The sequence below is a fragment of the Roseovarius sp. B08 genome (genome assembly GCF_051417955.1).
Classification (GTDB): Bacteria; Pseudomonadota; Alphaproteobacteria; order Rhodobacterales; family Rhodobacteraceae; genus Roseovarius.
The window spans coordinates 1,240,771-1,261,967 of the sequence record NZ_JBPRLW010000001.1; the positions used below are offsets into that span (position 1 = coordinate 1,240,771).

Below are 21,197 nucleotides of genomic sequence, written 5' to 3' on the forward strand. Positions count from 1 at the left end.
ATGGATCACGCCCCGTCGAAGCTGGTACGTGCCTGTCTTCTGATACTGACCTTTCTCGCCGTGGTCGCCGCGGCCAAGATGGCACAGAACCTCTTGGCCCCGGCGACCTTGGCGATCGTGCTGGGCGTGGTTCTGTCGCCCTTGGCTGCGCGTCTGGAGAATATGGGCGTGCCGCGCGCCGTCAGTGCGGCGCTGGCCTTGCTGACGGCAGCCGCGATGATATTCGTGCTGCTTGCGATGCTGGGCCCGGTGCTGTCGGCACTGGCCGACCAAGTGCCGCGCATTCAGCAGCAGTTCCGGGGATGGCTGAACGAGCTGACCTATATGCTGCGCAGCATAGGGGGCATCAGCTTCGATCTGGAGCGCACGATTTCGGAAGGTGGCGAGGACGCCGTGGAAGAGGCGATTCCGTCGGTTGTCGAGGCGCTGTGGCTGGCGCCGAACCTGTTGGCGCAGCTTTTGATCTTTGCCGGGACGCTGTTCTTTTTCCTGCTGACGCGTGACGAGCTGTATTCGGCCGTGCCGCACTTCAAGGTATCGCTCAAGCACGCGGACCAGGCGGTGGCCTATTATTTCGTCACCATCACGCTGATCAATTTCGGGCTGGGCGTGGCGCTGTGCGGGTTGCTGCTGCTTATCGGCCTGCCCAACCCGATGCTTTGGGGGGCGGCGGCGTTCCTGGCCAATTTCGTATTGTACCTGGGGCCGCTCGCCATCGCTTTCTCGTTGCTCATGGCGGGACTGGTGACGTTCAGCTCGGCCTATGCGCTTGTGCCGCCGGTCGCTTTCCTGTGCCTGAACGCGATCGAAGCCCAGTTCGTGACCCCAGCGCTTGTCGGCAAGCGGATGAGCGTCAACCCGTTGATCGTTTTCCTGTCCATCGTATTCGGACTGTGGCTTTGGGGGCCGCTTGGCGGTATCGTCGCGCTGCCCGTGGTGATTTGGGTCTATGCCCTTGTCTCTGCACAATCCAAGCGCGGCACGGCGTCCGAATACAAGATGGAACAGGTTGCATGACATGGCAGGACACTGAAGCATATCATTTTGCGCCCCTGCCGGTGGAGACCAACCCACGGGGTGAATTGCGGCGCGTCGGGGTCGAGGTGGAGTTCTCGGGCCTGTGCGAGCGAAAGGCGGCGTCGATCCTGCAGGATCTACTTGGCGGCACGCTGGAGGACACCGATTCCCACCTTCTGATCGTGCGGGGCAGTACGCTTGGCGATCTGGAGATCGAACTGGACACCAGCCTGGGCAAGAAGAACAGCGGCGGGGTGGCCGGGGTGCAGGTCAAGGAACTGCTGCGCGGACTGGTGCCGGTGGAGATCGTGACGCCCCCCCTGGTGCCCGACGAGGTGGCGCGGTTCGACGCGGTCATTCCCGCCCTGCGCGACGCCGGGGCGAGCGGATCGCGCAACGGCGTGTTCCTTGGGTTCGGTGTGCATCTGAACGTCGAGGTGGTTGCTCCGGCGGACCCGCACACGCTGCGCACGGTGCGGGCCTTTGGCCTGCTGGACCCGGTGCTGCGGGCGGAGAAGGGCATCGATGTCACGCGGCGCATGCTGCCTTTCGTCAACGCCTGGCCGCGGGCACTGGTCGACGATCTGGTCGCGGAAAAGCCGGACAGCCTGGAATTGCTGATCGACCTGATCGACCCGCATGTGCGCACCCGCAATCACGCGCTGGACCTGCTGCCGTTGCTGAAGCACGCGCGGCCGAGGCTGTTCGAGGCGAGCTATCCCGATGAACGCAGCACGAAGGCGCGGCCGGCGTTACATTTTCGTCTTCCCGACAGCCGGATCAACGAGACCGGCTGGTCGTTGCAGGAGCCGTGGGAGATGTGGCGGCTGGTCGAGGAAGTGGCCGCGTCCGAGCAGTTGGAGGCGCTGGAGGAAGCCTGGCGGGACCATTCCCGGTTGGGGGGCGTGTTGCGGCGCGAAAGCGCGTGGGTGCGGATCGCGGGCGACGTGCTGGGCAGAGACAAGCTTTGAGCCGTCCGGTGATCGCCGTGACCACCTCGGAGCGGTCGGGGTGGCGGATCTTTCCGCTGGTGTGGTTCAACCTGTGGCTCGCCGGGGCGAAGGCCGTGCGCTGGGGCGTGGGACGGCCCGCAGCCCTGGCGGAGGTCGACGGGCTGGTCATCGGAGGCGGCGACGATGTGGGGCCGGAGCTTTACGGTGGGGTGCTGGGCATTTCGGCCACGCTGGACCGGGCGCGGGATACGCTGGAACGCAAGTTGGCCACCGATGCGCTGGCGCAGGGGTTCCTGTATTGGGAATCTGCCGCGGCGCGCAGATGATGAACGTGGCGCTGGGCGGGACCCTGGACCAGAACGCCTGGCAGACCTTCGGGAAGGCCGAGAAGATCAAGACGGTTCTGCCCAAGCGCGACGTGGAGGTCGCGCCGGAAACCCATCTTGCGCGGATCTGCGGACCCGGCCCGATGCGGGTGAACGCGCTGCACACCCAGGCGGTTCAGGATCTGGGCCGGGGATTGAGGGTTGCGGCGCGGGACACGCACGGGATGATCCAGGCGGTGGAGCGCAGGGAAGACCCGTTTGCGCTGGGGGTTCAGTGGCACCCCGAGCATTTGTTCTATGCCAAGCGGCAGCGGCTGCTGTTCAGGGCGCTTGTATCCGCCGCGCTGGCCTATCGCGCATCTCAGGCACAGGTCGCGGCAGTGCTGGAGCGGGCATGAAAAAGGGCGCCGCCAGGGCGCCCTTTGACCTTTGGTTCAGGCCCGATCAAAAGCCTGCGAGAATGTTGTCGACGTCGCGGCGGACCTCGTCCTTGTCTTTGCCGACTTTCGACTGAAGCTTGCCGATCATCTGCTCACGCTCGCCACGTGCCTCTTCGAGGTCGTCGTCGCTGAGGTCACCATAGATCTCGCGGAGCTTGCCTTTGATCTGGGTCCAGTTGCCTTCGATGCGATCTTGGTCCATCTCGTATTCTCCCATAATCCTGAGGGTTTGAGCCGTCCCGGCGGTGGGGCGGCCCGTGATCTTTCCTGTATCTAGAAAACGCGGGGCGCGGGCCTGAGTTCCAGCCGCGGGCGGCGTCAGACGATATTTTCCGTCACGCCGGGCAACGTGAGCCAAACATCGCGCAGTTGCGCGCTGTCATGGGTCACGAGAAAGCCGTGCCGGTTCTCGGGGTTCATCACGCTGTTCTCGGCGATCTTCCTGGACCACCAGGAAAACATGGTGTCGTGAGCGCGGGCCTCTGGCGGGAGTTCGTCGAACCACCAGTGGGACATGACACGGTCGCGCAGCGTGGCGATGCGCCCGGGGTCGGTGATGCGCAGGGCGGCCTCGGTATCCCAGTAGAGCGAGCGGCCATTGAGATTGGCGGACCCGACCAGCGCGAAATCCTCGTCCTGGACGAGGACCTTGTTGTGGACGTGGATCAGGGGCGAGCCAGAGAGCGTCTGGATCGTGTCGCGGGCGGCAAAGCGCGGCTGGACCGGGGTGGCAACCACGATACGGTCGCCGAAGCCGTCGCGCAGCATCTCGATCGAATCGTGCTGCAGCGACAACCCGTAGCGACCGTCGACGCCGACCTCGCTGCAATAGGCCACCTCCTCGGGCAGGCCGGGCAGGATGATGATCGCATGAAGGTCCGGCCGCCTGCGCCCCTCCTTGGCGAGACGCCGGGCGAGCCCGCGGGCGCGCAGATACTGCGTTTCGATATAGATGAGGTTCCTTGCCTTCTTGAACGCGCTGATATGGTCCTCTTCGATCTCGTGCAGCAGGGTGCGGGGCGAGACATAGGGCAGCTGGGTCTTGCGCGGGGCCGAGAGGGTGCGGCGGAGATATTTCATTGCGCCGGGTTTGCGGCAGGCGTCGATGCTGAGCAGGAAGGTCTTGATGTGGTGCGACGCCTCCAGCGCCTCGGGGCCGCGCACCATCAGTTGCACGTCGGACCAGGTATGCGCGGCGATCTGATCGTGCTGGGGCGTGTCGTAGCGCCGCTCGTTGAGGTCGAGACCGCCGATGTAGAGGAGTTCGTCGTCGATCACGGCGATCTTCTGGTGATGGGAGGTGGTGCACAGTTGGGGCAGGGAGCCGTCGTCGAGGCGGATCGCCTCGCGTTGCCTCTGGTCGTCGTTGAGCGCCATCAGCCGCTTGGAGCGTCGCCGCAGTGCCGCGGGCAGGAAGGCCAGCCAGGGCAGCCGGCCGGCCCTGGCCGGGTGCAGGTCGGCGCGGATGCGCAGGTTGTGGATGTGACAGTCGGAAATTTCGGCCAGTGCCGCCGCCTGCCGCACGGTGCGCCAGGTCTGCCGGTGCAGCTCGGTGGCGAAGACCGGGTCGAAATCGCTGACCGTGAGTTCGACGCGCACGCCGCGGCAGAGCACGTGTTCCAGAAGGTCGAACCACGTCTCGCCGATCTCGCGCGCCTCGTCGCTGCGCAGCCTGGTGGACAGGTCGAAAATGCGGAAAGACGCGAGGATGTGAGACCTGACGTTCAGCACGGCACGCTCGAAGACCGGCCACGCCTCTTGCGCGGTGATCAAGACCTGGAAGTCGGGATCGTCCTGGGCTTTTGTCAACTTGGGGCTTCGAAGTCCTTTCGTTCGAAGACAATGTGCAGCCCGTAGTGGTGATCGTCCTCGGTCACCTGCTGCTCGGCTTCGAGTTGGCTGACGAAGGCTTGCATGAGCTTTGTGCCGAGGCCGCTGACGGTCTCGACATCGGGGATCGGCTGTGGCCGGACCGGGCCCTTGGTGTTGGTGACGCTGAGCCGGTAGCGGCCATCGTCCAGTTCCTTGAGTGTGACCCTGACGGCCGGGGTTTCGCCCTCGTCGGCACCGGCGTATTTGAGCGCGTTGGTCAGTGCCTCGGCCAGCAGCATCGACAAAGGAACGGCCTGGTCGGGGTAGAGCGGCAGGGTGTCGATATCGCGGTCGATCACGATGCCGGGGACGGTCATCATGACAGAGATGTCGGTGACCACGGCCTCGAGCAGTTCGTTGGCTTCGATCGTCAGAAGATCGGGCGAGGTGTAGAGCGTGCGGTGCAGCATGGCGAGGCCGTTGACGCGCCGTTGCAGGCTGGCCAGCATGAACTTGGCCTCGGGCGTCTTGGCGCTGCGCAGCTGCATGTTCATGATCGAGGCGATCATTTGCAGGTTGTTCTTGACCCGGTGATGCACCTCTTTCAGCAGCACCTCCTTGTCTTTCAGGTCCTTGTCCTGCCGTGCTTCGGACTCGGCGATGATGATGGCCATGCGGTTGAACGCGCGCTCGGCCTCGGCGAATTCCTCGGGCGGGTTTTTCAGACGCAGGGGAAAGCCGTCACGCTGGCCCAGGGCGAAGCGGCGCATGGCCGAACGCAGGTCGCGGACGTGGCGGATCACGACGCGGCGCAGTTCGTACCAGGCGAAGGCAAGGCCGGCGGCCCAGATCGCGAACGGAAAGAGCAGGTTGAGCGCGTAGTAGAAGAAGGTTCCGCCGCCCCAGGCGGAGGCGCGGGCCGGCCAGCTTGCGATGACGCTGACCTGGTCTTCGAAAATGCTGGCCACCGCATAGATGCGTTCCTCGCCCAGCCCGTTGACGCCGGTGAAGGTGGTGCCGACCTGGCGGTTGAGATCCTGGGGCTCGATGAACTCTGGCAGGAGGTTGGCCGCATTATCACGCCCGCCGCTGGCCGACACGACCTGGCCGTCGCGGGTGAAGGTCACGAATTGCAGTTCGTGATCGAAGCGGCGGGAGCTGAGCGGCTTGTAGGTCAGGCGCAGAGGCACCGACAGAGACACGATGCCCGAGAGGCTACGGTCGGTGTAGACCGGATGGTTGACGACCAGCACGGGCTGTTGCGTGATCGAGCCGAGGGGCGCGACATAGACGCTGGGCCCATCCGCGTCGAACGCGCGCTGGAAACGCTCGAGCCCGGTGAAGTCGCGTATCTCGTCACCGTGCGAACCGCATTCCATGATCCCCGACACCTTGGTGTAGCCGGCGAAGGCGATATGCGAGTTGCTTTCGGTGAACTCGCGCATGACCTCGCGGCAGGCGGGGGCGTCGTCGAGGATGGACAGCGAGGCGAGCCCTTCGGCCGAACCCAGCGTCATCTGGATCAGTTCGCGTTCGTCCCGCGCGGCGGAGGTGGTCTCGAAAAACAGGGCATTGCGGCGCAGGTTCTCTGTTTCGTCCAGAACCTGGTCGGTCTGGTAGACTGCGATGATGCCCAAGGGGAACAGCGCCAGTGCCATCAACGCAAAAAGACGAAACGACAGCCGATTGACCATCGTTCCGTATGCATCGAGCAGGGCTTTGGACTTCCTAGGCAACACTTTTGTTCGCCGATACGATGCCCGCGGTGACCGCGTCCGTCGTTTCGAGTACCTGATCCTCGTCCAGATGCATCAATTCCACCAGTCGTGCCCGCGCGCGGTTCACGCGACTCTTGATCGTACCGACGGCGACACCACAGGTCTCGGCGGCTTCCTCGTAGGAAAATCCGCCGGCACCCACCAGCACGAGGGCCTCGCGCTGTTCGTCGGGCAGCTTGTCGAAGGCCACGTGGAAGTCGCGCATCTGCAGGCGCCCGTCGTGATCGGGCTTTTTGGCGAGGGATGCGGCGAGTTCGCCGTCGGTGTCGGACACCTCTCGGCGGGCCTTGCGGTGATGCGAATAGTAGGTGTTGCGCAGGATGGTAAAGAGCCACGCCCGCATGTTGGTGCCGGGCTGGAACTTTTCGATATTGGTCCAGGCCTTGACCAGAGCGTCCTGCACCATGTCATCGGCAAGTGCGGAATTGCGGGTCAGACTCATGGCAAAGGCCCGCATCGGGCCCAGGTGTTCTACCAATTCGTCGCGGGGTCGCTCATGAATTATCGTCCGATTCCCGATCTGCGCCCTCGGGCGTGCCGTTGGTTTTTAGTTGCTCCAGAAGGTCTGTGAAGCGCGAAGGGAGCGGCTCGCTGGCCACGTCGTTGAACGCGCGTTTCAGATTTTCGTCAATGGTATTTTCCACACTTGAAGTCCGTTTTGCTCGGGTCATTATTGTCTCTAGGTTTGACATCTGTGCACTGTGTCTGGAACTAAACGTCATCAGACGGGTTAGGTTCCAAGATAGTAGAAAAAAACTGGAAGCAATCAAATGACCGAAAACAATCCCGAGAACCTTAGCGAGAAGATCGGTGCAAATTTGCCTTATCTTCGCCGGTACGCGCGTGCGCTGACCGGGTCGCAGGAGCGCGGCGACCAGTATGCCATGGCGACTCTTGAGGCGGTGCTGAGCGATCGCGACGTATTCGACACCTCGATTTCCCCGAAAACGGCGCTTTTCAAGGTGTTTCAGCCCATCTGGGCGACGTCGGGCGCCGTGTTTTCGGACGACGACACCGGGTTGCAGGCCAAGGCGCAGGCGCATCTGGCAAAGCTGACAACTAACACGCGCGAGGCGCTGCTATTGCACACGATCGAGGAATTCAGTTTTTCCGAAGTCGGAATTATCATGGACGTGTCGGAGGACGAGGCGCGGTCGCTGGTCGATATCGCCTACGAAGAGATGTCGAGCGTGCTGTCGGGTCGTGTGATGATCATCGAGGACGAGGCGATCATCGCGATGGATCTGGAAGGCATCGTCGGCGAGATGGGCCACCGGATCACCGGCATCGCCCGGACCGAAAGCGATGCGGTGAAGTTGTTCAACGATGAGACACCGGACCTGATCCTGTCGGATATCCAGCTGGCGGACGGGTCGAGCGGCATCGACGCGGTCAACCGGATCATGGAGAACTCGCCCGAGATCCCCGTGATCTTCATCACGGCCTTCCCCGAGCGCCTGCTGACGGGCGAGGGGCCGGAGCCGGCCTTCCTCATTCCGAAGCCGTACCAGTCGGACCAGGTGCGTTCGGCGGTAAGCCAGGCGATGTTCTTTTCGTCGACCGAGACGCTGAAAGCCTGAAGCGCCGCGCGGTTCAGGAATTGATGAGCGCCTCCCGTGTGCCAGCGCGGGAAGCGTTTTCGCGTGTGCGTCGGGCGCGTATCGCTGCGGTACAACGAAAAAGGGGGCAGACGGTGTCGGTCGGCCCCCTTCGGAAAGCGTAGGTTGGTTCCGGTTGTCGGATCACGGCGTGCGGCCCCTGAGGGCGCGGGCCACCATGGCCACGACGAAGAGCACCAGGAAGATGACGAACAGCACCTGCGCGATGCCGGCAGAGGCCGATGCGATACCGCCAAATCCGAAGATGCCGGCGATCAGGGCAACGACCAGAAATATAAGAGCCCAATGAAGCATTTGCTTGATCCTTTGTTCATGTCGTTCATGCGACATAAACAGCCAAGCGGCGGGCGGGTTCCCAAGATTTTTCAGGCGGCGGGCTGGCTGTGGCGCATGGCACTGTCATGGTCCGAAGTGTCGTCTTCGTCCCGGAGCGCGCCTTCGAGATCGGAGTCGGTGAAGGGACGCGACAGCACGCGCATGCCGACCGATCCCGGCGTCGCGCCGCTGTCGTCGACCAGCACGATGTGCGTGTGCTTTGCGGCCAAGGCGCTCAGAAGTCGGCCGCGCCGTTCGGTATCGGGCAGGCCGATGAAGGCGAAGGAAAATCGTCTTTCCGATAAAAGACGGTACGCACGCTCGGTGTCGCTTTCGACAATCACCTCGCCGAGCGAACGCGATTTCGCGAAATCCGCAAGGTCTGCGGCCTCGAGCATTTTGCGCGAAGAAACCAGGACAAGGTCCTCGCGCGGCGCAACATTCTGCATTTACTACCCCCTCGGTATGCGTCAATCATTGCACAGAATCATGACGCCCACATTAAACTGAGACATACCTCGAAGAATGGCGATCGATTGTAGCATCTGTCCGCTGAGGGAACTGGACCTGTTCAGCCCGATGACGGCCGCAGAGCTTGAGTTCATGGCGAGCTTCAAGACAGGTGAGCTGCGCGCCGAGCGGGGCACCGAGATCCTGGCGGAGGGGGCGTCCTCGACCCAGCTTTACACCGCGCTGAGCGGTATGGGCATTCGGTACAAGACAAATCCGGACGGGCGGCGCCAGGTGGTCGGCTTCGTGTTGCCGGGCGATTTCGTCGGCCTGCAAAGCGGCGTGATGGGCGAGATGGATCATTCGGTCGAGGCGACCACGACGATGGCACTGTGTGTCTTCAACCGTTCGGAATTCTGGCGGCTGTTCGAGTCGCAGCCAAGAAGGGCCTTTGACCTGACGCATCTGGCCGCGCGGGAGGAGAAGCTTCTGGGCGAGGCGCTGGTCACGATCGGGCAGATGAACGGTGTGGCCCGCGTGGCCTGGGCGCTGTACCGTTTCTATCAGCGCCTGAAGGCGCTGGAGCTGATGGAAAATGGCCGCGTGCCGCTGCCTTATCGCCAGCAGGACCTGGCCGATGCGGTGGGCCTGTCGCTGGTGCATACCAACAAGACCCTGACGCGCCTGCGCGAGGCCGGTGTGGCGACCTGGCAGGACGATGCGCTGGTCGTTCACAAGGAAGTTGAACTGGCACAGCTGGCCAACGTGGAACCGGGAGGGATCGCAAAGCGTCCTCTTATCTGAACGATGGAGGATATCGCCCGTGGCAGAGCGGCTGGTCTATTACCCGGACAGCAACCCCGGCATACGCCGCGAAAAGCGGGGTCGCGGGTTTTCGTACATCAATGTCGACGGCACGCTGATCGACTGCCCCAAGAAGCGGCGGGCGTTGCAGGCGCTGGCGGTGCCGCCGGCCTATACCGATGTCTGGATCGCGCCGATGGACAATGCGCATCTGCTGGCCACCGGGCGCGACGCGCGGACGCGCAAGCAATACAGGTATCATCCCGATTGGGCGGCGCAGCGGGCGCAGACCAAGTTCGAGGGTCTTGCAGAATTCGGGCGGAGCCTGCCGAGACTGCGCCGGTGGATCGACCACCATCTTTCGGGCGAGGCGGGCAGCGAGGACACCGCGGTGGCGGCGGTGCTGGCTTTGGTCGACCGCGCGGCGCTGCGCCCCGGATCGAAGGCTTATACCGAGGAAAACCGGACCTACGGCGCGACCACGCTGAAGCGGCGGCACCTGAGCGTGGAGGGTGACGCCATCGTGCTGGCGTTCAAGGGCAAGGGCGGCAAGCAGGTCGAGCAGACCTTGCGCGGCAGGAAGCTGGCCAAGGTGATGGAGGCCTGCCAGGACCTGCCGGGCCCATCGCTGGTGTCCTGGCTGGACGAGGACGGCGCGGCGCGGTCGGTGTCCTCCTACCAGTTGAATGCCAAGCTGAACGAGCTGTGCGAGACCGAGGCCACCGCGAAAACCCTGCGCACGTGGCACGGGACGCTGGCGGCGTTCCTGGCTGCCGCCGGTTTGGACGAGATCAGCATCAGGGCGCTGGCCGAGGCCGCTGCAGAGCGTCTGCACAACACGCCGGCGATTGCGCAGAAAAGCTATATCCACCCCGACGTTCTGGAACTTGGGCGGCTGAAAGCGGGAACGCATGGGGCCGAGATTCCGAAGATTCGCACGTCAGGGGACGGGTTCCGTCGCGGCGAGGAAGCGCTGATCAAATTTATTTCGTGAGCGGCGATATTTTTTGGGAACCGGCTGTCAGGCCGGGCGTTGGAAGAGTGAAACAGTAAATGAGGAAACGGCAATGTCCGCGCCCGAAACAAACCTGGAACGCCAGAAGAAGCGCCATATAGGCCCTCTTGGAGGAATGCTGCTCGTCGTGGCTTTCGTGTCGATCCTGTTCGGCGTGTTCTACATTCTGGCCACCAGTGGCGATGAGGCCGGCGATGGCGCGCAGGCGCCCACGGAAAGCACGCAGAGCACAGAGACGTCTGTCGGTTCCGACACCAGTAACTAGGCGATGCAGACCGGCACCGCGGCAGATGTCCTCGTGCCCGGGCTGTTCCTCGCTGCAAACGTGGCGATCCTTTGCTTCGCCGTGATGGTGAAGAGACGAGAACATAGGCGTGACCACCCGACGGGTGAGACGCACGCCGAGAGAAAGCGCTGACTGCATCCCCGTCCCCTGTCAGCGCGGCGCGCCAGACGCGCCCAGCACCGCAGCCCGTCCCAGGCTGCGGTGCTTAACTTTTTGGGAACCTTGAAGAATCTTTCGCGTTGGGCAGATGAAGCTTTCAACGGGAGCCTGTTATGAAACGTCTTGCACTTGCCACGCTGCTGAGCCTTTCGCCGATCGCAGCCGCGGCCACGCCGCTGGCCGAGGATCTGAAGAATTACGTCGTCGCGTTCGACATGGCCGCGCTGGATACCGAGGCGCGGACCGAGTTGCGCACGATCCTCGACGACCCGGACAGGAGCCACGGCAACAAGGTGCTGAGCGTGCACAGCGTGCTCGACCGTCACGGCGCGTTGCGCGAAGTCGATATCCACGGCGGGCCACTTGATGCCCCTGAAACGCAGGTGGGTCTGGCTTCGTACAACTGATCGCCCCCAAAAGATCGTGAGGTAACCAGTGCGACGGGTGCATTTTTTCGGGATGCACCCGTTTTTTCGCGCCGCGTCAAAGGCTATTCCACCTCGGGCATGACCTGGGCGTAGGTCAGCACGGTGAATATAAGGGTGCCGCCCATGATATTGCCCAGCAGGACCGGCAGGAAGAATCCGAACGCGGCGGGAGAGATGCCCAACTGCCCCTGCACCACCAGATAAGCCATTTCGACCGAACCGGCGATCACGTGGGTGAAGTCGCCCAGCGCGATGAGCCATGTGAAAATGACGATGACCCCCATTTCGTTTTGCTTGGCGGATGGCAGCATCCAGACGATCGCGGCAATCAGGACGCCGGCGGGAATGCCACGCATGAAACCCTCGAAGGCGGGAATGCCCGTGGCGTGACGGCTGAGATCGGTGAAGGCGGTGGCGACGGGATCGGACAGCACACCGCCGAAGGCAAAGAAGGTGCCCACGGCGAAAGCACCGATGACGTTGGCCGCGAGCACCGTGCTCCACAAAATGGCGGTGCGGCTGATGGTGTGCTTGCACGGATCCAGCATCACGGGAACGACCGTGGTGATCGTGTTCTCGGTGAAAAGCTGCAAGCGGCCGAGGATCACCAGCACGAAGCCCAGCGAATAGCCGAAGTTCTCGATGATGTAGCGCCATTCGGCCTCGGGCAGGTGCGCCCGCAAAAGCGCCTCGGCCAGCACCGAGAAAGAGATCAGCATGCCCGCGGCCATGCCCGAGAACCAAAGTGCCGTCTTGGGGCGCTCGAGCTCTTCCTCGCCATTGCGCCGGATCGATTCGAATATCAGGCGCGGAGAGAGGGCCGCGGCTTCCTCGATCGCCTCCTTTTCCTTTTCCTGCTTGATCAGATCGTCGTTCTTCTGCTCGGCCATTCAGGTCTCCGGTATGCGGCATTCCGCCTGCAAGTGTCGTGATTTCATCGGCTTTCCGGGAACAAATAGATCGGCAGGACGTTTTATCCCCAGCTAATTTCGGAGTGAACGTCATGGCAAAGCCCAACGGCTCGTCGATCAAGGACGAAGAGACCTATGAGGCGCTGCGCGACAAGGGCTACACCAAATCAAAGGCTGCCCGGATCGCCAACGCACAGGCCAACGACAACATGTCCCCGTCCAAGAAGGGGGGCAAGTCGCCGCCCTATGAGGAATGGTCCAAGGCCGAGCTTTATGACCAGGCGCAGAATGTCGGCGTCGAAGGGCGCTCGGACATGACCAGGGAAGAGTTGATCGACGCGCTGAGGCGCGGCTGAGATGGCGATTTCGCAAGGTGACACCGTCGAATGGGACTGGGGCAACGGCACCGGCAAGGGTGAGGTCAAGAAGGTCTACACCCAGAAAACGACGGTCAAGATAAAGGGGTCCGAGATCACGCGGGACGCCGACAAGGAGTGCCCCGCGTACCTGATCGAACAACAGGACGGCGACCAGGTGCTGAAAGGCGCCAGCGAAGTGCGCAAGTCCTGAGATGAACGTGAACTGTACCCGTAGAACGCAAAAGAAAAGGAGAATATAATGTTGGAGATTGGTGGCCTTGGTGGCCTTATCGTTCTGGTTCTGGATATCTGGGCGCTTGTGTCGATCATCGGCTCGAACGCTTCGACCGGCAAGAAGGTTCTGTGGAGCCTGCTGGTGATTATCCTGCCGATCATCGGCTTCATCATCTGGCTGATCGCAGGCCCGCGCGGCGCGGCGACCAGAAAAGTTTAACCGGGCGACATGCCTGATCTTGCGGGGCGCATCCAGCAATGGGTGCGCCCCGTTTCGTTCGACGTGACCGGCGGCCCAGAGCGCCGCGGTTATTCCTGATTGATTTGTTTGGGTATTGAGATTTCGCCGGGAGTGTGACACATCAGGGGCAAAGCGTCTCCGAGCCGAGTTTCACCTCCTGCCAGGCCGACGCGAGCGAAATACTGGCGGCAGGAGCCGGGGGGCAGCGCGAAATCGCGTTTTGCGGGCGCACCGCGTTTCGAATCCCACGATTTTCCGCGATAGTCGCCATCGCGCGGCGCTTGACCGCGCACACGAATGGTTTGAAACGGGATCCGGGCCGCGGGAGCGGCGCGGATTACGTGAAAGGGAGACGCGAGATGAAATGGATCACGACCGCCCTTGTGGCGATAGCCACCGGGTTCGCCGGGGCGCAAGGCGCTCTGGCGCAGGAAGAAGAGCTGGGCGAGGCCGTCCTGATCGAGCTGAACGCGACCAAGGCCAACGAGAGCAGCTGCACGCTGACTTTTCTGGTGATCAACGGCTACCCGAGCCAGATCGACAAGGCCGTCTACGAGACCGTGCTGTTCGATAGCTCGGGGCAGGTGGATCGCCTGACGCTGTTCGATTTCGGCACGCTGCCGCCGGGGCGGCCGCGGGTGCGGCAGTTCTCGGTGCCCGGCATGGCCTGTGACGGGTTGGGGCAGGTGCTGATCAACGGCGCGCATACCTGCGAAGCGGCGGAGCTGCCCGACAATGCCTGCGAGACCGGGCTGAAGCTGGAAACGCGCACGGATATCGAGGTGACGGGATGAATGCGGTTCTCGAAAGCCTGCGGCAGATCGCCGATCTGGGTGGTCCGGTCGTCCTGATCCTGCTGGCGGTGTCGGTGATCACGCTGGCCACTGTCCTTTACAAGCTGTGGCAGTTCTCGGCGGCGGGCGTCGGGCGGCACAAGGCGTTGAAGGAGGCGGTGGCGGCCTGGGACGAAGGCGACCTTGCGGCGGCATTGGCGGCGTTGAAACAGTCGAAGAGCTACCTGGCGCCGGTGATCGAGATGGCGTTCTCGGCCCGGCCGGAGGATGCCAAGCGGCTGGAGGCGGAGGCGGAGTCGCGCTTTGCGCGGCTGGAAGGCGGGTTCCGCTTGCTGGACAGCGTGGCGCAACTGGCACCGCTTCTGGGCCTCTTCGGCACCGTGCTGGGCATGATCGAGGCGTTTCAGTCGTTGCAGGAGGCGGGCGCGCAGGTCGATCCGTCGCTGCTGGCCGGCGGGATCTGGGTTGCGCTGTTGACAACCGCCGTGGGGCTGGCCGTGGCGATGCCGACCTCGATGGTGCTGAGCTGGTTCGAGGGCCGGATGGACGGCGAACGGGTCACGGCGGAGCGGGCGATTTCGACGGTGCTGCATCCGCAGGGCCGGGCCGGACAACAGGTGGCCGATCCGGTGGCGGAGCCGGCCCGTGCGTAGGATGAGCCGTCGCAGGCGGCTGTCGATGACGTCGCTGATCGACGTGATCTTCCTGCTGCTTTTGTTCTTCATGCTGTCCTCGACCTTTTCGCGCTTTGCCGAGGTCGAACTGGCCGCCGCAGGCGCGGGCGGCAGCGGCAGCAGCGAGGCCAAGATCAGCTTTCTGCGCCTGAGCGACGAGGGGCTGAGCCTGAACGGTCGCGAGATGGAAATAGAGGGCCTGAGCGCCGCCTTTGCCGAGATGCCGCCCGGCGACGAGGCGCGGCCCGTGGTGGTCAGCCTGCGCGATGGTGTGACGTCGCAGCGGCTGACCGATCTGCTGGTGGTGCTGCGCGGCATCGAGCGCGTCAGCATCAGCGTGCTGGGGTCCTGAGATGCGCAAGGCCAAGACATCCTCGCGCCGGGAGCCGACCATTGCGCTGATCAACATCGTGTTCCTGATGCTGGTCTTCTTCATGGTGGCCGGCACCCTGTCGCAGCCGCTGGACAAGGATCTGAGCCTGGTGCGGACGGCGGACCTGGAAGGGCGGTCGCCGCCCGATACACTGGTGGTGCATCCCGACGGGCGGATGAGTTTCCGCGGCGAGGATATCGCCTCGGCCGAGGATTTCCTGGAACGGCGCAGCGAGGAAGAGCGCGAGGTGGTGCGGGTGGTTCCCGACCAGGAGCTGTCAGCGCAGACGCTGGTGAACCTGGCGCGGGATCTACGCGGCGCCGGGGCGCAGCGGGTGGTGATCGTCACCGAAAGGGGGCTGGAATGATCGCGTCGTCCCGACTTGTCAAAACGTTTGCCGCCGCGGCGGCGCTGGTGCTGCACGGCACGGTGGTTGCGGCGGTGTTCCAGGGCGAGGCGATCGAGATCGAGGGCGATGCGGGCGGCCTGGAGGCCAGCATCGGCAACAGCTTTGCCGACATGGCGGCGGGGGTGATGACACCCGATGCCACCGACGAAGTTGTCGAGGAGACGCCGCCGGAGGAGGTGACGGCGCAGGACACGCCGGACGAGGTGACAGAAGAAGAGACACCGCAGGAAACGACGCAGGTCACCCCGGAAGAGACTGTGCAGGATCGGCCCGAGGACACGACGCCCGAAGTCGCGCCGCAGGAGCCCGCCGAGCCGGTGGAGCAGGCCGAGACCGCGCCGATGACGCCGACCGAAACGCCCGTCGAAAATATGCCGGAGCCGGTCGAGGCCCAGCCTGTCGAGCAGGCAGAGATCACGCCCAACGTGCCACTGGTCCCGGTGACCCCGTCCGAGACCGTGCCGGAGGAAAGCGTGCACCCGACAGAGCCGCAGCAGGCGGAGGTGCTGGAGCCGGTGGACGAGGCGCCGACGGCGGTGACCCGGTCGTTGCGGCCCAAGCCGCGCAGCGCGGAGTTCGAGGAAGCGCACAAGCCCGAGCCGCCGAAGGCGCAGCCGAAGCGGACCGAACCGAAGCCGCAGCGCACGACGCAATCGAAGCCCAAGCCGCAGCCCAAGGGCAACGCGCAGGAGAACGCGCGCACCGGTACCGCGACGGGGTCGCAGACGACGCGGCAATCCGCGTCGCAGGGCACGGGCAGGTCGCAGGCCAGCGGAAACGCCGCGGCCAGCAACTATCCCGGACAGGTGATGCGGAAGATCTCGCGCGTTCCGCGCCCGCGGGTGGGCAGCCGGGGGACGGCGGTTGTTGCGTTCCGCATTGCCGGGAATGGCGGGCTTGCGGGGGTTTCGATTGCGCGCAGTTCGGGCTCTTCCGCGCTGGACCAGGCGGCGGTGCGGATGATCCAACGGGCTGCCCCGTTCCCGCCGCCGCCTGCAGGGGCGCGCACCAGTTTCTCGATCAACATCAAGGGCAGTTGAGGCTGCGTCTAGCGCGTGATCCGGTGATTGCTCAGGCCCCAGTCGGTGTAGAGATCGGCGATGATGGTGCCGAACTGCGCCTCGGCATCGTCCAGCGCGCTGCGCGTATCGCGGCGGCCGCCGAAGAGCACCGCCGGGTCACCGATGGAAATGTCACCCAGGCCGGTGACGTCGGCGACGGTGGTGTTCATGGAAATACGGCCCAGGATGGGCGCCTCGTGCCCGCCGATCAGGACCGTGCCGGTGTTATGACCGGCGCGGCGGATGCCGTTGGCATAGCCAATGGAGAGGCAGGCCAGGCGGCGGGGCGTGTCCAGAACGCAGGTGCGGTCGTAGCCCACGGTGGCGCCCGCCGGATAATCGCCCACGCTGACGACCCGGGTCTTTAGGTTCATCGTGGTCTGAAAGCCCCATTCGGGTTTGAGGATGCCATAGAGCACCGCCCCGCAGCGGTACATGTCGGTCCGGGCGGGTTCATCGGAGACGAGAGTGAGCGAGCTGCCGGCATGGATGAGAGTGCTGTCGCGGGAGAGGTTGCCTTGCTGCAGGACCCAGTCGGCGTGCTGTTGGAAGAGCGCGGCGCCGGCGCGCAGATCGTCCGGCGCATTGCTGGGGAAATGGGTGCAGATGGCGGTCATGCTGTCGCCGAGGTGGCCGAGAATGGCGCGGCAGGCGGCGCGGCCCTGTTCGGTTTCAATCTCCAGCCCGTCGCGGGACATTCCCATGGCGTTGAGCGACAGGTGGGCGCGGACGGCGGCGCCGGACGCTCTGAGTGCGGCGAGGTTTTCGGCGGCTTCGACCGTGCCGACCTGTTCCTCGACCCGGTCGGGAAGGGCGGCGCGGGTCTCGGAAGGCGTGGCGGCGCGCAGGCGGATGAGCTGGCCGGTGTAGCCTGCGTCGCGTACGGCGCGGGCCTCGGTGTTCGAGGTGATGGCGATGCAGTCGATGCCGTGGGCGCGCACCAGCGGGACGACGGTGGCGATACCGTGGCCATAGGCGTCGGCCTTGAGCACGGCGCAGAACCGGCGCCCCTTGGGCACGCGGGACAGCGCGATGCGGATGTTGGCGTCGATCCGGTCGCGATGCACCTCGCACCAGGCGTCGGGGATCGCGGGGTCGGTCATGTGTCGGGCAGGCCCAGAATGCGGTCGACGATGCCGGTGAACTGGTCGATCACGACGGGCAGGAGTGCGTCGGGGAAATCGTAGTCGGGATTGTGCAGTTGGGGCATGTCCGTGCCCGCGCCGATATAGAGCATCGTGGCCTTCGCGCCGTCATCGGCGATGCGCCCGAAATCCTCGGACCAGCGCATGGGAGTGGGCATCTCGTTGACCTCGTGCCCGAGGTCATGGGCCGCGCGGCGGGCGATGTCGGTGGCGTCCGGGTCGTTGACCACGGCGCGAAAGACGTCGTGCCAGTGGATGTCGGTGACAAGCTCGCCTTGCGTCTCGGCGACCTTGTGCAGGGCGGTGTTTACCAGCGCCTCCATGCCCTCGTTTGTCATGGTGCGCAGGGTGACGCGCAGCTCGCCATCGGCGGGGGCGATGCCGAAGGCGGGTTCTCCAAGGTTGGCATGGGTCAGGGTGGCGAGAGTGAAATCGGTGTCGGCGATGGTGCCGCGGCTGAGTGCGGGCAGGGCGGTCATCAGGCTCGCCATGGCAGGAGCGGGCGAGAGGCCGTCCTCGGGCGCGGCGGCGTGAGAGCTTTTGCCGGTCAGCAGGATCTGCATCCCGCGCGAAGCGCAGTTGGCGGGGCCGGAGCGCAGGCCGATCTCGCCCAGGGGGCGGCCCGGCACGTTGTGGTAGGCGAAGGCGTAGTCGGGGCGGATCTGAGCCCATTGCGGGTCTTCGATCACGGCCTGCGCGCCTGCGCCGGTTTCCTCGGCCGGCTGGAAGAGCAGGACGACGCGGCCCTTGGCGGGGCGTGCGGCAAGGCGCATGGCGACGCCCATCAGTGAGGCCATGTGGCCGTCATGGCCGCAGAGGTGGCCCTTGCCGTCGATCCGCGAGGCATGGGGGATGGTGTTGATCTCGCGGATGGGTAGACCGTCGAGTTCGCAGCGCAGAAGGACCGTGGGGCCGGGGGCGTGGCCGGTGAATTCGGCGGCGACGCCGTGACCGCCGAGGCCCTGCCAGATGCGGTCGGCGCCGAGGGCGGTGAGTTCGCGCGTGATGCGTTTGGCGGTCTCGACCTCTTCGCCCGACACTTCGGGCTGGCGGTGCAGGTCGTGGCGCAGGGCCGTGAGGTAGGCGATCTGGTTTGAGGGGAGGGTGGTCATGGGAGCCTCAGAAGATTTCCAGAAGGCCAGCGGCGCCCTGGCCTCCGCCGACGCACATGGAGACGACGCCCCACTTGGCGCCGCGGCGGCGGCCTTCGAGCAGGATATGCCCGGCCATGCGGGCGCCGGACATGCCGTAGGGGTGGCCGATGGAGATGGCGCCGCCGTTGACGTTGAGCTTGTCGTCGGGGATGCCCAGCGTGTCACGGCAGTGGAGAAGCTGCGCGGCGAAGGCCTCGTTGATTTCCCAAAGGTCGATGTCGTCTTGGGTGAGGCCAGCGCGGTCGAGCAGGCGGGGGATGGCGTGGGCGGGGCCGATGCCCATCTCCTGCGGCGCGACGCCGGCGACGGCGAAGCCGCGCAGGGCGCCGAGGGGAGTGAGGGTGCGGCGGGCCGCCTCGGCTTCGGACATGACGACGAGGGCGGCGGCGCCGTCGGAGAGCTGGCTGGCATTGCCGGCGGTGACGGTTTTGCCCTCGCCCCGCACGGTCTGGAGGCCTGCCAGCCCTTCGGCGGTGGTGCCGGGGCGGTTGCATTCGTCCTGTTCGATACGGACGGGCTCCTCGTGTGTTTCCTTGGTGGCCTTGTCGGTGACCAGCTTGGTCGCCTCGACGGGGATGACCTCATCCGCGAAAAGGCCGGCCTCTTGCGCCATTGCTGTGCGCTGCTGGCTTTGCAGGGCGTAGGCGTCTTGTGCGGCGCGGGTGACGCCGTATCGGGCGGCGACGACCTCTGCCGTATCCAGCATGGCCATGTAGTAGCTGTCGGGCACGGCGGGGTCGCGGTAGCGGTGGGCGTTCCAGTGGTCGTTCTGCACGAGGGAGATGCTGTCGAGGCCGCCTGCAAGGGCGACGTTCACGGCCTCGGCGCGGACCATGTGGGTGGCGATGGCGAGCGCGTTGAGGCCCGAGGCGCATTGGCGGTCGATCGTGGCGCCAGCGACGCTGTCTGGCAGGTGTGCTGCCTGCGCGATGTGGCGGGCGACGTTGACGCCGGAGGTGCCCTGGGTGAGGGCGGAGCCGAAGATGGTGTCCTCGATTTCGGCTCCTTCAAGCCCGGCGCGTTCGAGCGCGGCGCGGACGGCGGGCGCGGCGAGGCTGGGGGCCGTGAGGTTGTTGAAGGCGCCGCGATAGGCCTTGCCGATGGGCGTGCGGGCGGTGGAGACGATGACGGCGTCGCGCATGGGTCAGGCCTCCTCGGTGCCGCACCAGTCGGCGATGAACAGCGCGGTGGTCTGGGTGACGCGGCGGAGGCTTTCGAGGTCGACCCGTTCGTTGAAACCGTGGATCGCCTCGGCCCGGGGGCCGTAGACCAGCGCGGGGGTGTCGGCGTAGAGGCCGAAGAAACGCGCGTCGGTGGTTGCAGTGATCGGCTCGTGGGTGAGGGGGATGCCGGTGACGGTTTGGTGGGCGGTTTCCAGTGACGTGACGGCGTTGGAAGCGGTCCGGGATGTGTCGCGAGAGAGCGCGTAGCCCTCGGCGTGAAAGCCGTGATAGACGATCTCGGGCAGGGAGTTGCGCAGGAAGGCGTTTTGCTGCGCGGCGTCGCGGATGACCTGTTCGATCTCCTGTTTGGCCGCGTCGAGAGATTGGCCGGGGAAAAGCGCCATGCGGACGTCGAAGACGGCCCAGGCGGGGACGGAACTGGTCCAGTCGCCGCCCTGGAACTTGCCGATGTTGAGATTGAGCGCGTGGTCCATGTGCGCGTATTCGGGCGGGCGGTTCGCGGCCTCGTTCCAGCGGTGCTCCATGTCGTGCAGGGCCTGGATGAGCGGGAAGGCCGCCTCGATGGCGTTGGCGCCGGTGCCGGCATAGGCGACGTGGGTTGGCAGGCCCTTGAGGTGGACCTGGAACCACAGGACGCCGAGCTGGGCGCTGACCAGTTGTTCGGCGAAGGGTTCGGGGATGAGGGCGGCGTCGGCCTTGTAGCCGCGGGCGAGGCAGGCGAGGGCGCCGTTGCCGGTGCATTCCTCTTCGACGACCGATTGGAAGTGGACGTCAGCCGCGGGGGCGAGGCCGCAGGCGGTGAGCGCGTCGAGCGCGAAGAGGTTGGAGGCGAGGCCCGCCTTCATGTCGCCGCCGCCGCGGCCGTAGAGCCAGCCGTCTTTTACGTGCGGTTCGAAAGGCGGGCTGTCCCACATGTCGAGCGGGCCGGCGGGGACCACGTCGATATGGCCGTTGAGGATGAGGGAGCGGCCCTTGGCTGTTTTCGAGCGGTGGGTGGCGACGACGTTCACGGCGTCCTCGTAGGGGCCGAGGACGGGGGAGAATCCGGGGAGGTGCCGGATGTCGGCGAGGTCGATCTGCCAGCGGTCGATGTCGTAGCCGCGGGTCTGGAGTTCGGTCGCCATGAAGTTCTGCGCCGACTGTTCGTTGCCGCGGGTCGAGGGGTGGGAGGTCAGTTCGGTCAGGAACGCGACCTGCTGGTCAAAAGCGGCGTCGACGGCGGCGCAGAGGCGGGTTTTGAGATCTTCGGTCATGGG

27 protein-coding genes and 1 pseudogene are annotated in these 21,197 nt (G+C 65.0%); 16 read left to right on the plus strand and 12 right to left on the minus strand.

Annotated features, from left to right (window positions below):
- From ACSQ76_RS06270 to ACSQ76_RS06280, 3 genes and pseudogenes are all read left to right on the plus strand, one after another.
- Entirely contained in the window at window positions 1-1,017 is a 1,017-nt protein-coding gene (locus tag ACSQ76_RS06270) for an AI-2E family transporter (RefSeq protein ID WP_306127859.1), read from the plus strand.
- A complete protein-coding gene (locus tag ACSQ76_RS06275; RefSeq protein WP_437155881.1) occupies window positions 1,014-1,988 on the plus strand; it encodes an amidoligase family protein in 975 nt (324 codons plus the stop codon). The genes ACSQ76_RS06270 and ACSQ76_RS06275 overlap by 4 nt, the downstream gene beginning before the upstream one ends.
- A gap of 167 nt (window positions 1,989-2,155) precedes the next feature.
- Window positions 2,156-2,694: pseudogene (locus ACSQ76_RS06280) on the plus strand (gamma-glutamyl-gamma-aminobutyrate hydrolase family protein).
- A gap of 46 nt (window positions 2,695-2,740) precedes the next feature.
- Here ACSQ76_RS06280 and ACSQ76_RS06285 read toward each other — a convergent pair.
- From ACSQ76_RS06285 to ACSQ76_RS06305, 5 genes are all read right to left on the minus strand, one after another.
- Window positions 2,741-2,938: a CsbD family protein gene (locus tag ACSQ76_RS06285; RefSeq protein WP_306127862.1), complete on the minus strand. Its 198-nt coding sequence runs from the start codon at window positions 2,936-2,938 to the stop codon at window positions 2,741-2,743.
- A 116-nt stretch (window positions 2,939-3,054) separates the two neighbouring features.
- Window positions 3,055-4,545 (minus strand): phospholipase D family protein, encoded by a 1,491-nt coding sequence (locus ACSQ76_RS06290; protein ID WP_437155882.1) that lies wholly within the window; start codon window positions 4,543-4,545, stop codon window positions 3,055-3,057.
- Complete coding sequence (locus tag ACSQ76_RS06295; protein WP_437155883.1) at window positions 4,542-6,242, minus strand: sensor histidine kinase; 1,701 nt, start codon at window positions 6,240-6,242, stop codon at window positions 4,542-4,544. Before ACSQ76_RS06295 ends, ACSQ76_RS06290 begins: the two co-directional genes overlap by 4 nt.
- 34 nt (window positions 6,243-6,276) lie before the next feature.
- Entirely contained in the window at window positions 6,277-6,831 is a 555-nt protein-coding gene (locus ACSQ76_RS06300) for an RNA polymerase sigma factor (protein WP_437158170.1), read from the minus strand.
- The gene (locus tag ACSQ76_RS06305; protein ID WP_371931284.1) at window positions 6,821-6,970 is read right to left on the minus strand and encodes a NepR family anti-sigma factor; all 150 of its coding nucleotides are present in this window, start codon (window positions 6,968-6,970) and stop codon (window positions 6,821-6,823) included. Before ACSQ76_RS06305 ends, ACSQ76_RS06300 begins: the two co-directional genes overlap by 11 nt.
- 126 nt (window positions 6,971-7,096) lie before the next feature.
- On the opposite strand from ACSQ76_RS06305, the gene ACSQ76_RS06310 reads away from it, so the two are divergent.
- Window positions 7,097-7,906 (plus strand): response regulator, encoded by an 810-nt coding sequence (locus tag ACSQ76_RS06310; RefSeq protein ID WP_437155884.1) that lies wholly within the window; start codon window positions 7,097-7,099, stop codon window positions 7,904-7,906.
- Between the two features lie 162 nt (window positions 7,907-8,068).
- Here the strand turns inward: ACSQ76_RS06310 and ACSQ76_RS06315 are convergent, their stop codons facing one another.
- Window positions 8,069-8,239, minus strand: coding sequence for a DUF1328 domain-containing protein (locus ACSQ76_RS06315; RefSeq protein WP_306127868.1), 171 nt, complete (start codon window positions 8,237-8,239; stop codon window positions 8,069-8,071).
- 71 nt (window positions 8,240-8,310) lie between these two features.
- The gene (locus ACSQ76_RS06320) at window positions 8,311-8,709 is read right to left on the minus strand and encodes a hypothetical protein (protein WP_437155885.1); all 399 of its coding nucleotides are present in this window, start codon (window positions 8,707-8,709) and stop codon (window positions 8,311-8,313) included.
- 76 nt (window positions 8,710-8,785) lie between these two features.
- Between ACSQ76_RS06320 and ACSQ76_RS06325 the strand changes: the two genes are divergently transcribed.
- The 4 genes from ACSQ76_RS06325 to ACSQ76_RS06340 all read left to right on the plus strand — a co-directional run bounded on the left by ACSQ76_RS06325 (window position 8,786) and on the right by ACSQ76_RS06340 (window position 11,381).
- On the plus strand, window positions 8,786-9,514 hold the full coding sequence (locus ACSQ76_RS06325) for a Crp/Fnr family transcriptional regulator (RefSeq protein WP_306127870.1): 729 nt from the start codon (window positions 8,786-8,788) through the stop codon (window positions 9,512-9,514).
- Window positions 9,515-9,533: 19 nt separating this feature from the next.
- Window positions 9,534-10,508 (plus strand): DNA topoisomerase IB, encoded by a 975-nt coding sequence (locus tag ACSQ76_RS06330; protein ID WP_437155886.1) that lies wholly within the window; start codon window positions 9,534-9,536, stop codon window positions 10,506-10,508.
- Window positions 10,509-10,581: 73 nt separating this feature from the next.
- Complete coding sequence (locus tag ACSQ76_RS06335; protein ID WP_437155887.1) at window positions 10,582-10,794, plus strand: hypothetical protein; 213 nt, start codon at window positions 10,582-10,584, stop codon at window positions 10,792-10,794.
- Between the two features lie 293 nt (window positions 10,795-11,087).
- Entirely contained in the window at window positions 11,088-11,381 is a 294-nt protein-coding gene (locus tag ACSQ76_RS06340; protein WP_437155888.1) for a hypothetical protein, read from the plus strand.
- Window positions 11,382-11,464: 83 nt separating this feature from the next.
- Here ACSQ76_RS06340 and ACSQ76_RS06345 read toward each other — a convergent pair whose 3' ends face one another.
- Entirely contained in the window at window positions 11,465-12,292 is an 828-nt protein-coding gene (locus ACSQ76_RS06345) for a formate/nitrite transporter family protein (protein WP_437155889.1), read from the minus strand.
- Window positions 12,293-12,405: 113 nt separating this feature from the next.
- On the opposite strand from ACSQ76_RS06345, the gene ACSQ76_RS06350 reads away from it, so the two are divergent.
- From ACSQ76_RS06350 to ACSQ76_RS06385, 8 genes are all read left to right on the plus strand, one after another.
- Entirely contained in the window at window positions 12,406-12,669 is a 264-nt protein-coding gene (locus tag ACSQ76_RS06350; RefSeq protein WP_437155890.1) for a DUF7218 family protein, read from the plus strand.
- A 1-nt stretch (window position 12,670) separates the two neighbouring features.
- Window positions 12,671-12,883, plus strand: a complete 213-nt coding sequence (locus tag ACSQ76_RS06355) for a DUF2945 domain-containing protein (RefSeq protein WP_437155891.1) — start codon at window positions 12,671-12,673, stop codon at window positions 12,881-12,883.
- Between the two features lie 48 nt (window positions 12,884-12,931).
- The gene (locus tag ACSQ76_RS06360; protein WP_306127877.1) at window positions 12,932-13,126 is read left to right on the plus strand and encodes a PLDc N-terminal domain-containing protein; all 195 of its coding nucleotides are present in this window, start codon (window positions 12,932-12,934) and stop codon (window positions 13,124-13,126) included.
- Window positions 13,127-13,506: 380 nt separating this feature from the next.
- Window positions 13,507-13,941, plus strand: a complete 435-nt coding sequence (locus tag ACSQ76_RS06365; RefSeq protein WP_437155892.1) for a hypothetical protein — start codon at window positions 13,507-13,509, stop codon at window positions 13,939-13,941.
- Window positions 13,938-14,594: a MotA/TolQ/ExbB proton channel family protein gene (locus ACSQ76_RS06370; protein ID WP_306127879.1), complete on the plus strand. Its 657-nt coding sequence runs from the start codon at window positions 13,938-13,940 to the stop codon at window positions 14,592-14,594. Before ACSQ76_RS06365 ends, ACSQ76_RS06370 begins: the two co-directional genes overlap by 4 nt.
- A 1-nt stretch (window position 14,595) precedes the next feature.
- Window positions 14,596-14,967, plus strand: a complete 372-nt coding sequence (locus ACSQ76_RS06375) for a biopolymer transporter ExbD (protein ID WP_437155893.1) — start codon at window positions 14,596-14,598, stop codon at window positions 14,965-14,967.
- A 1-nt stretch (window position 14,968) separates the two neighbouring features.
- Complete coding sequence (locus ACSQ76_RS06380; RefSeq protein ID WP_437155894.1) at window positions 14,969-15,355, plus strand: ExbD/TolR family protein; 387 nt, start codon at window positions 14,969-14,971, stop codon at window positions 15,353-15,355.
- The gene (locus tag ACSQ76_RS06385; RefSeq protein WP_437155895.1) at window positions 15,352-16,437 is read left to right on the plus strand and encodes a TonB family protein; all 1,086 of its coding nucleotides are present in this window, start codon (window positions 15,352-15,354) and stop codon (window positions 16,435-16,437) included. Before ACSQ76_RS06380 ends, ACSQ76_RS06385 begins: the two co-directional genes overlap by 4 nt.
- Window positions 16,438-16,445: 8 nt before the next feature.
- On the opposite strand, the gene ACSQ76_RS06390 is transcribed toward ACSQ76_RS06385, so the two are convergent.
- Genes ACSQ76_RS06390 through ACSQ76_RS06405 form a run of 4 tightly spaced genes read right to left on the minus strand, consistent with a single transcriptional unit; the run spans window position 16,446 to window position 21,194 of the window.
- Window positions 16,446-17,561 (minus strand): alanine racemase, encoded by a 1,116-nt coding sequence (locus ACSQ76_RS06390; RefSeq protein ID WP_437155896.1) that lies wholly within the window; start codon window positions 17,559-17,561, stop codon window positions 16,446-16,448.
- Window positions 17,558-18,715 carry an amidohydrolase gene (locus tag ACSQ76_RS06395; protein WP_437155897.1) on the minus strand — a complete coding sequence of 386 codons (1,158 nt, stop codon included), beginning with the start codon at window positions 18,713-18,715 and terminating at the stop codon, window positions 17,558-17,560. Before ACSQ76_RS06395 ends, ACSQ76_RS06390 begins: the two co-directional genes overlap by 4 nt.
- A 7-nt stretch (window positions 18,716-18,722) precedes the next feature.
- A complete protein-coding gene (locus ACSQ76_RS06400) occupies window positions 18,723-19,898 on the minus strand; it encodes a thiolase family protein (protein WP_437155898.1) in 1,176 nt (391 codons plus the stop codon).
- Between the two features lie 3 nt (window positions 19,899-19,901).
- Window positions 19,902-21,194, minus strand: a complete 1,293-nt coding sequence (locus ACSQ76_RS06405) for an ArgE/DapE family deacylase (protein ID WP_437155899.1) — start codon at window positions 21,192-21,194, stop codon at window positions 19,902-19,904.
- Window positions 21,195-21,197 lie beyond the last annotated feature (3 nt).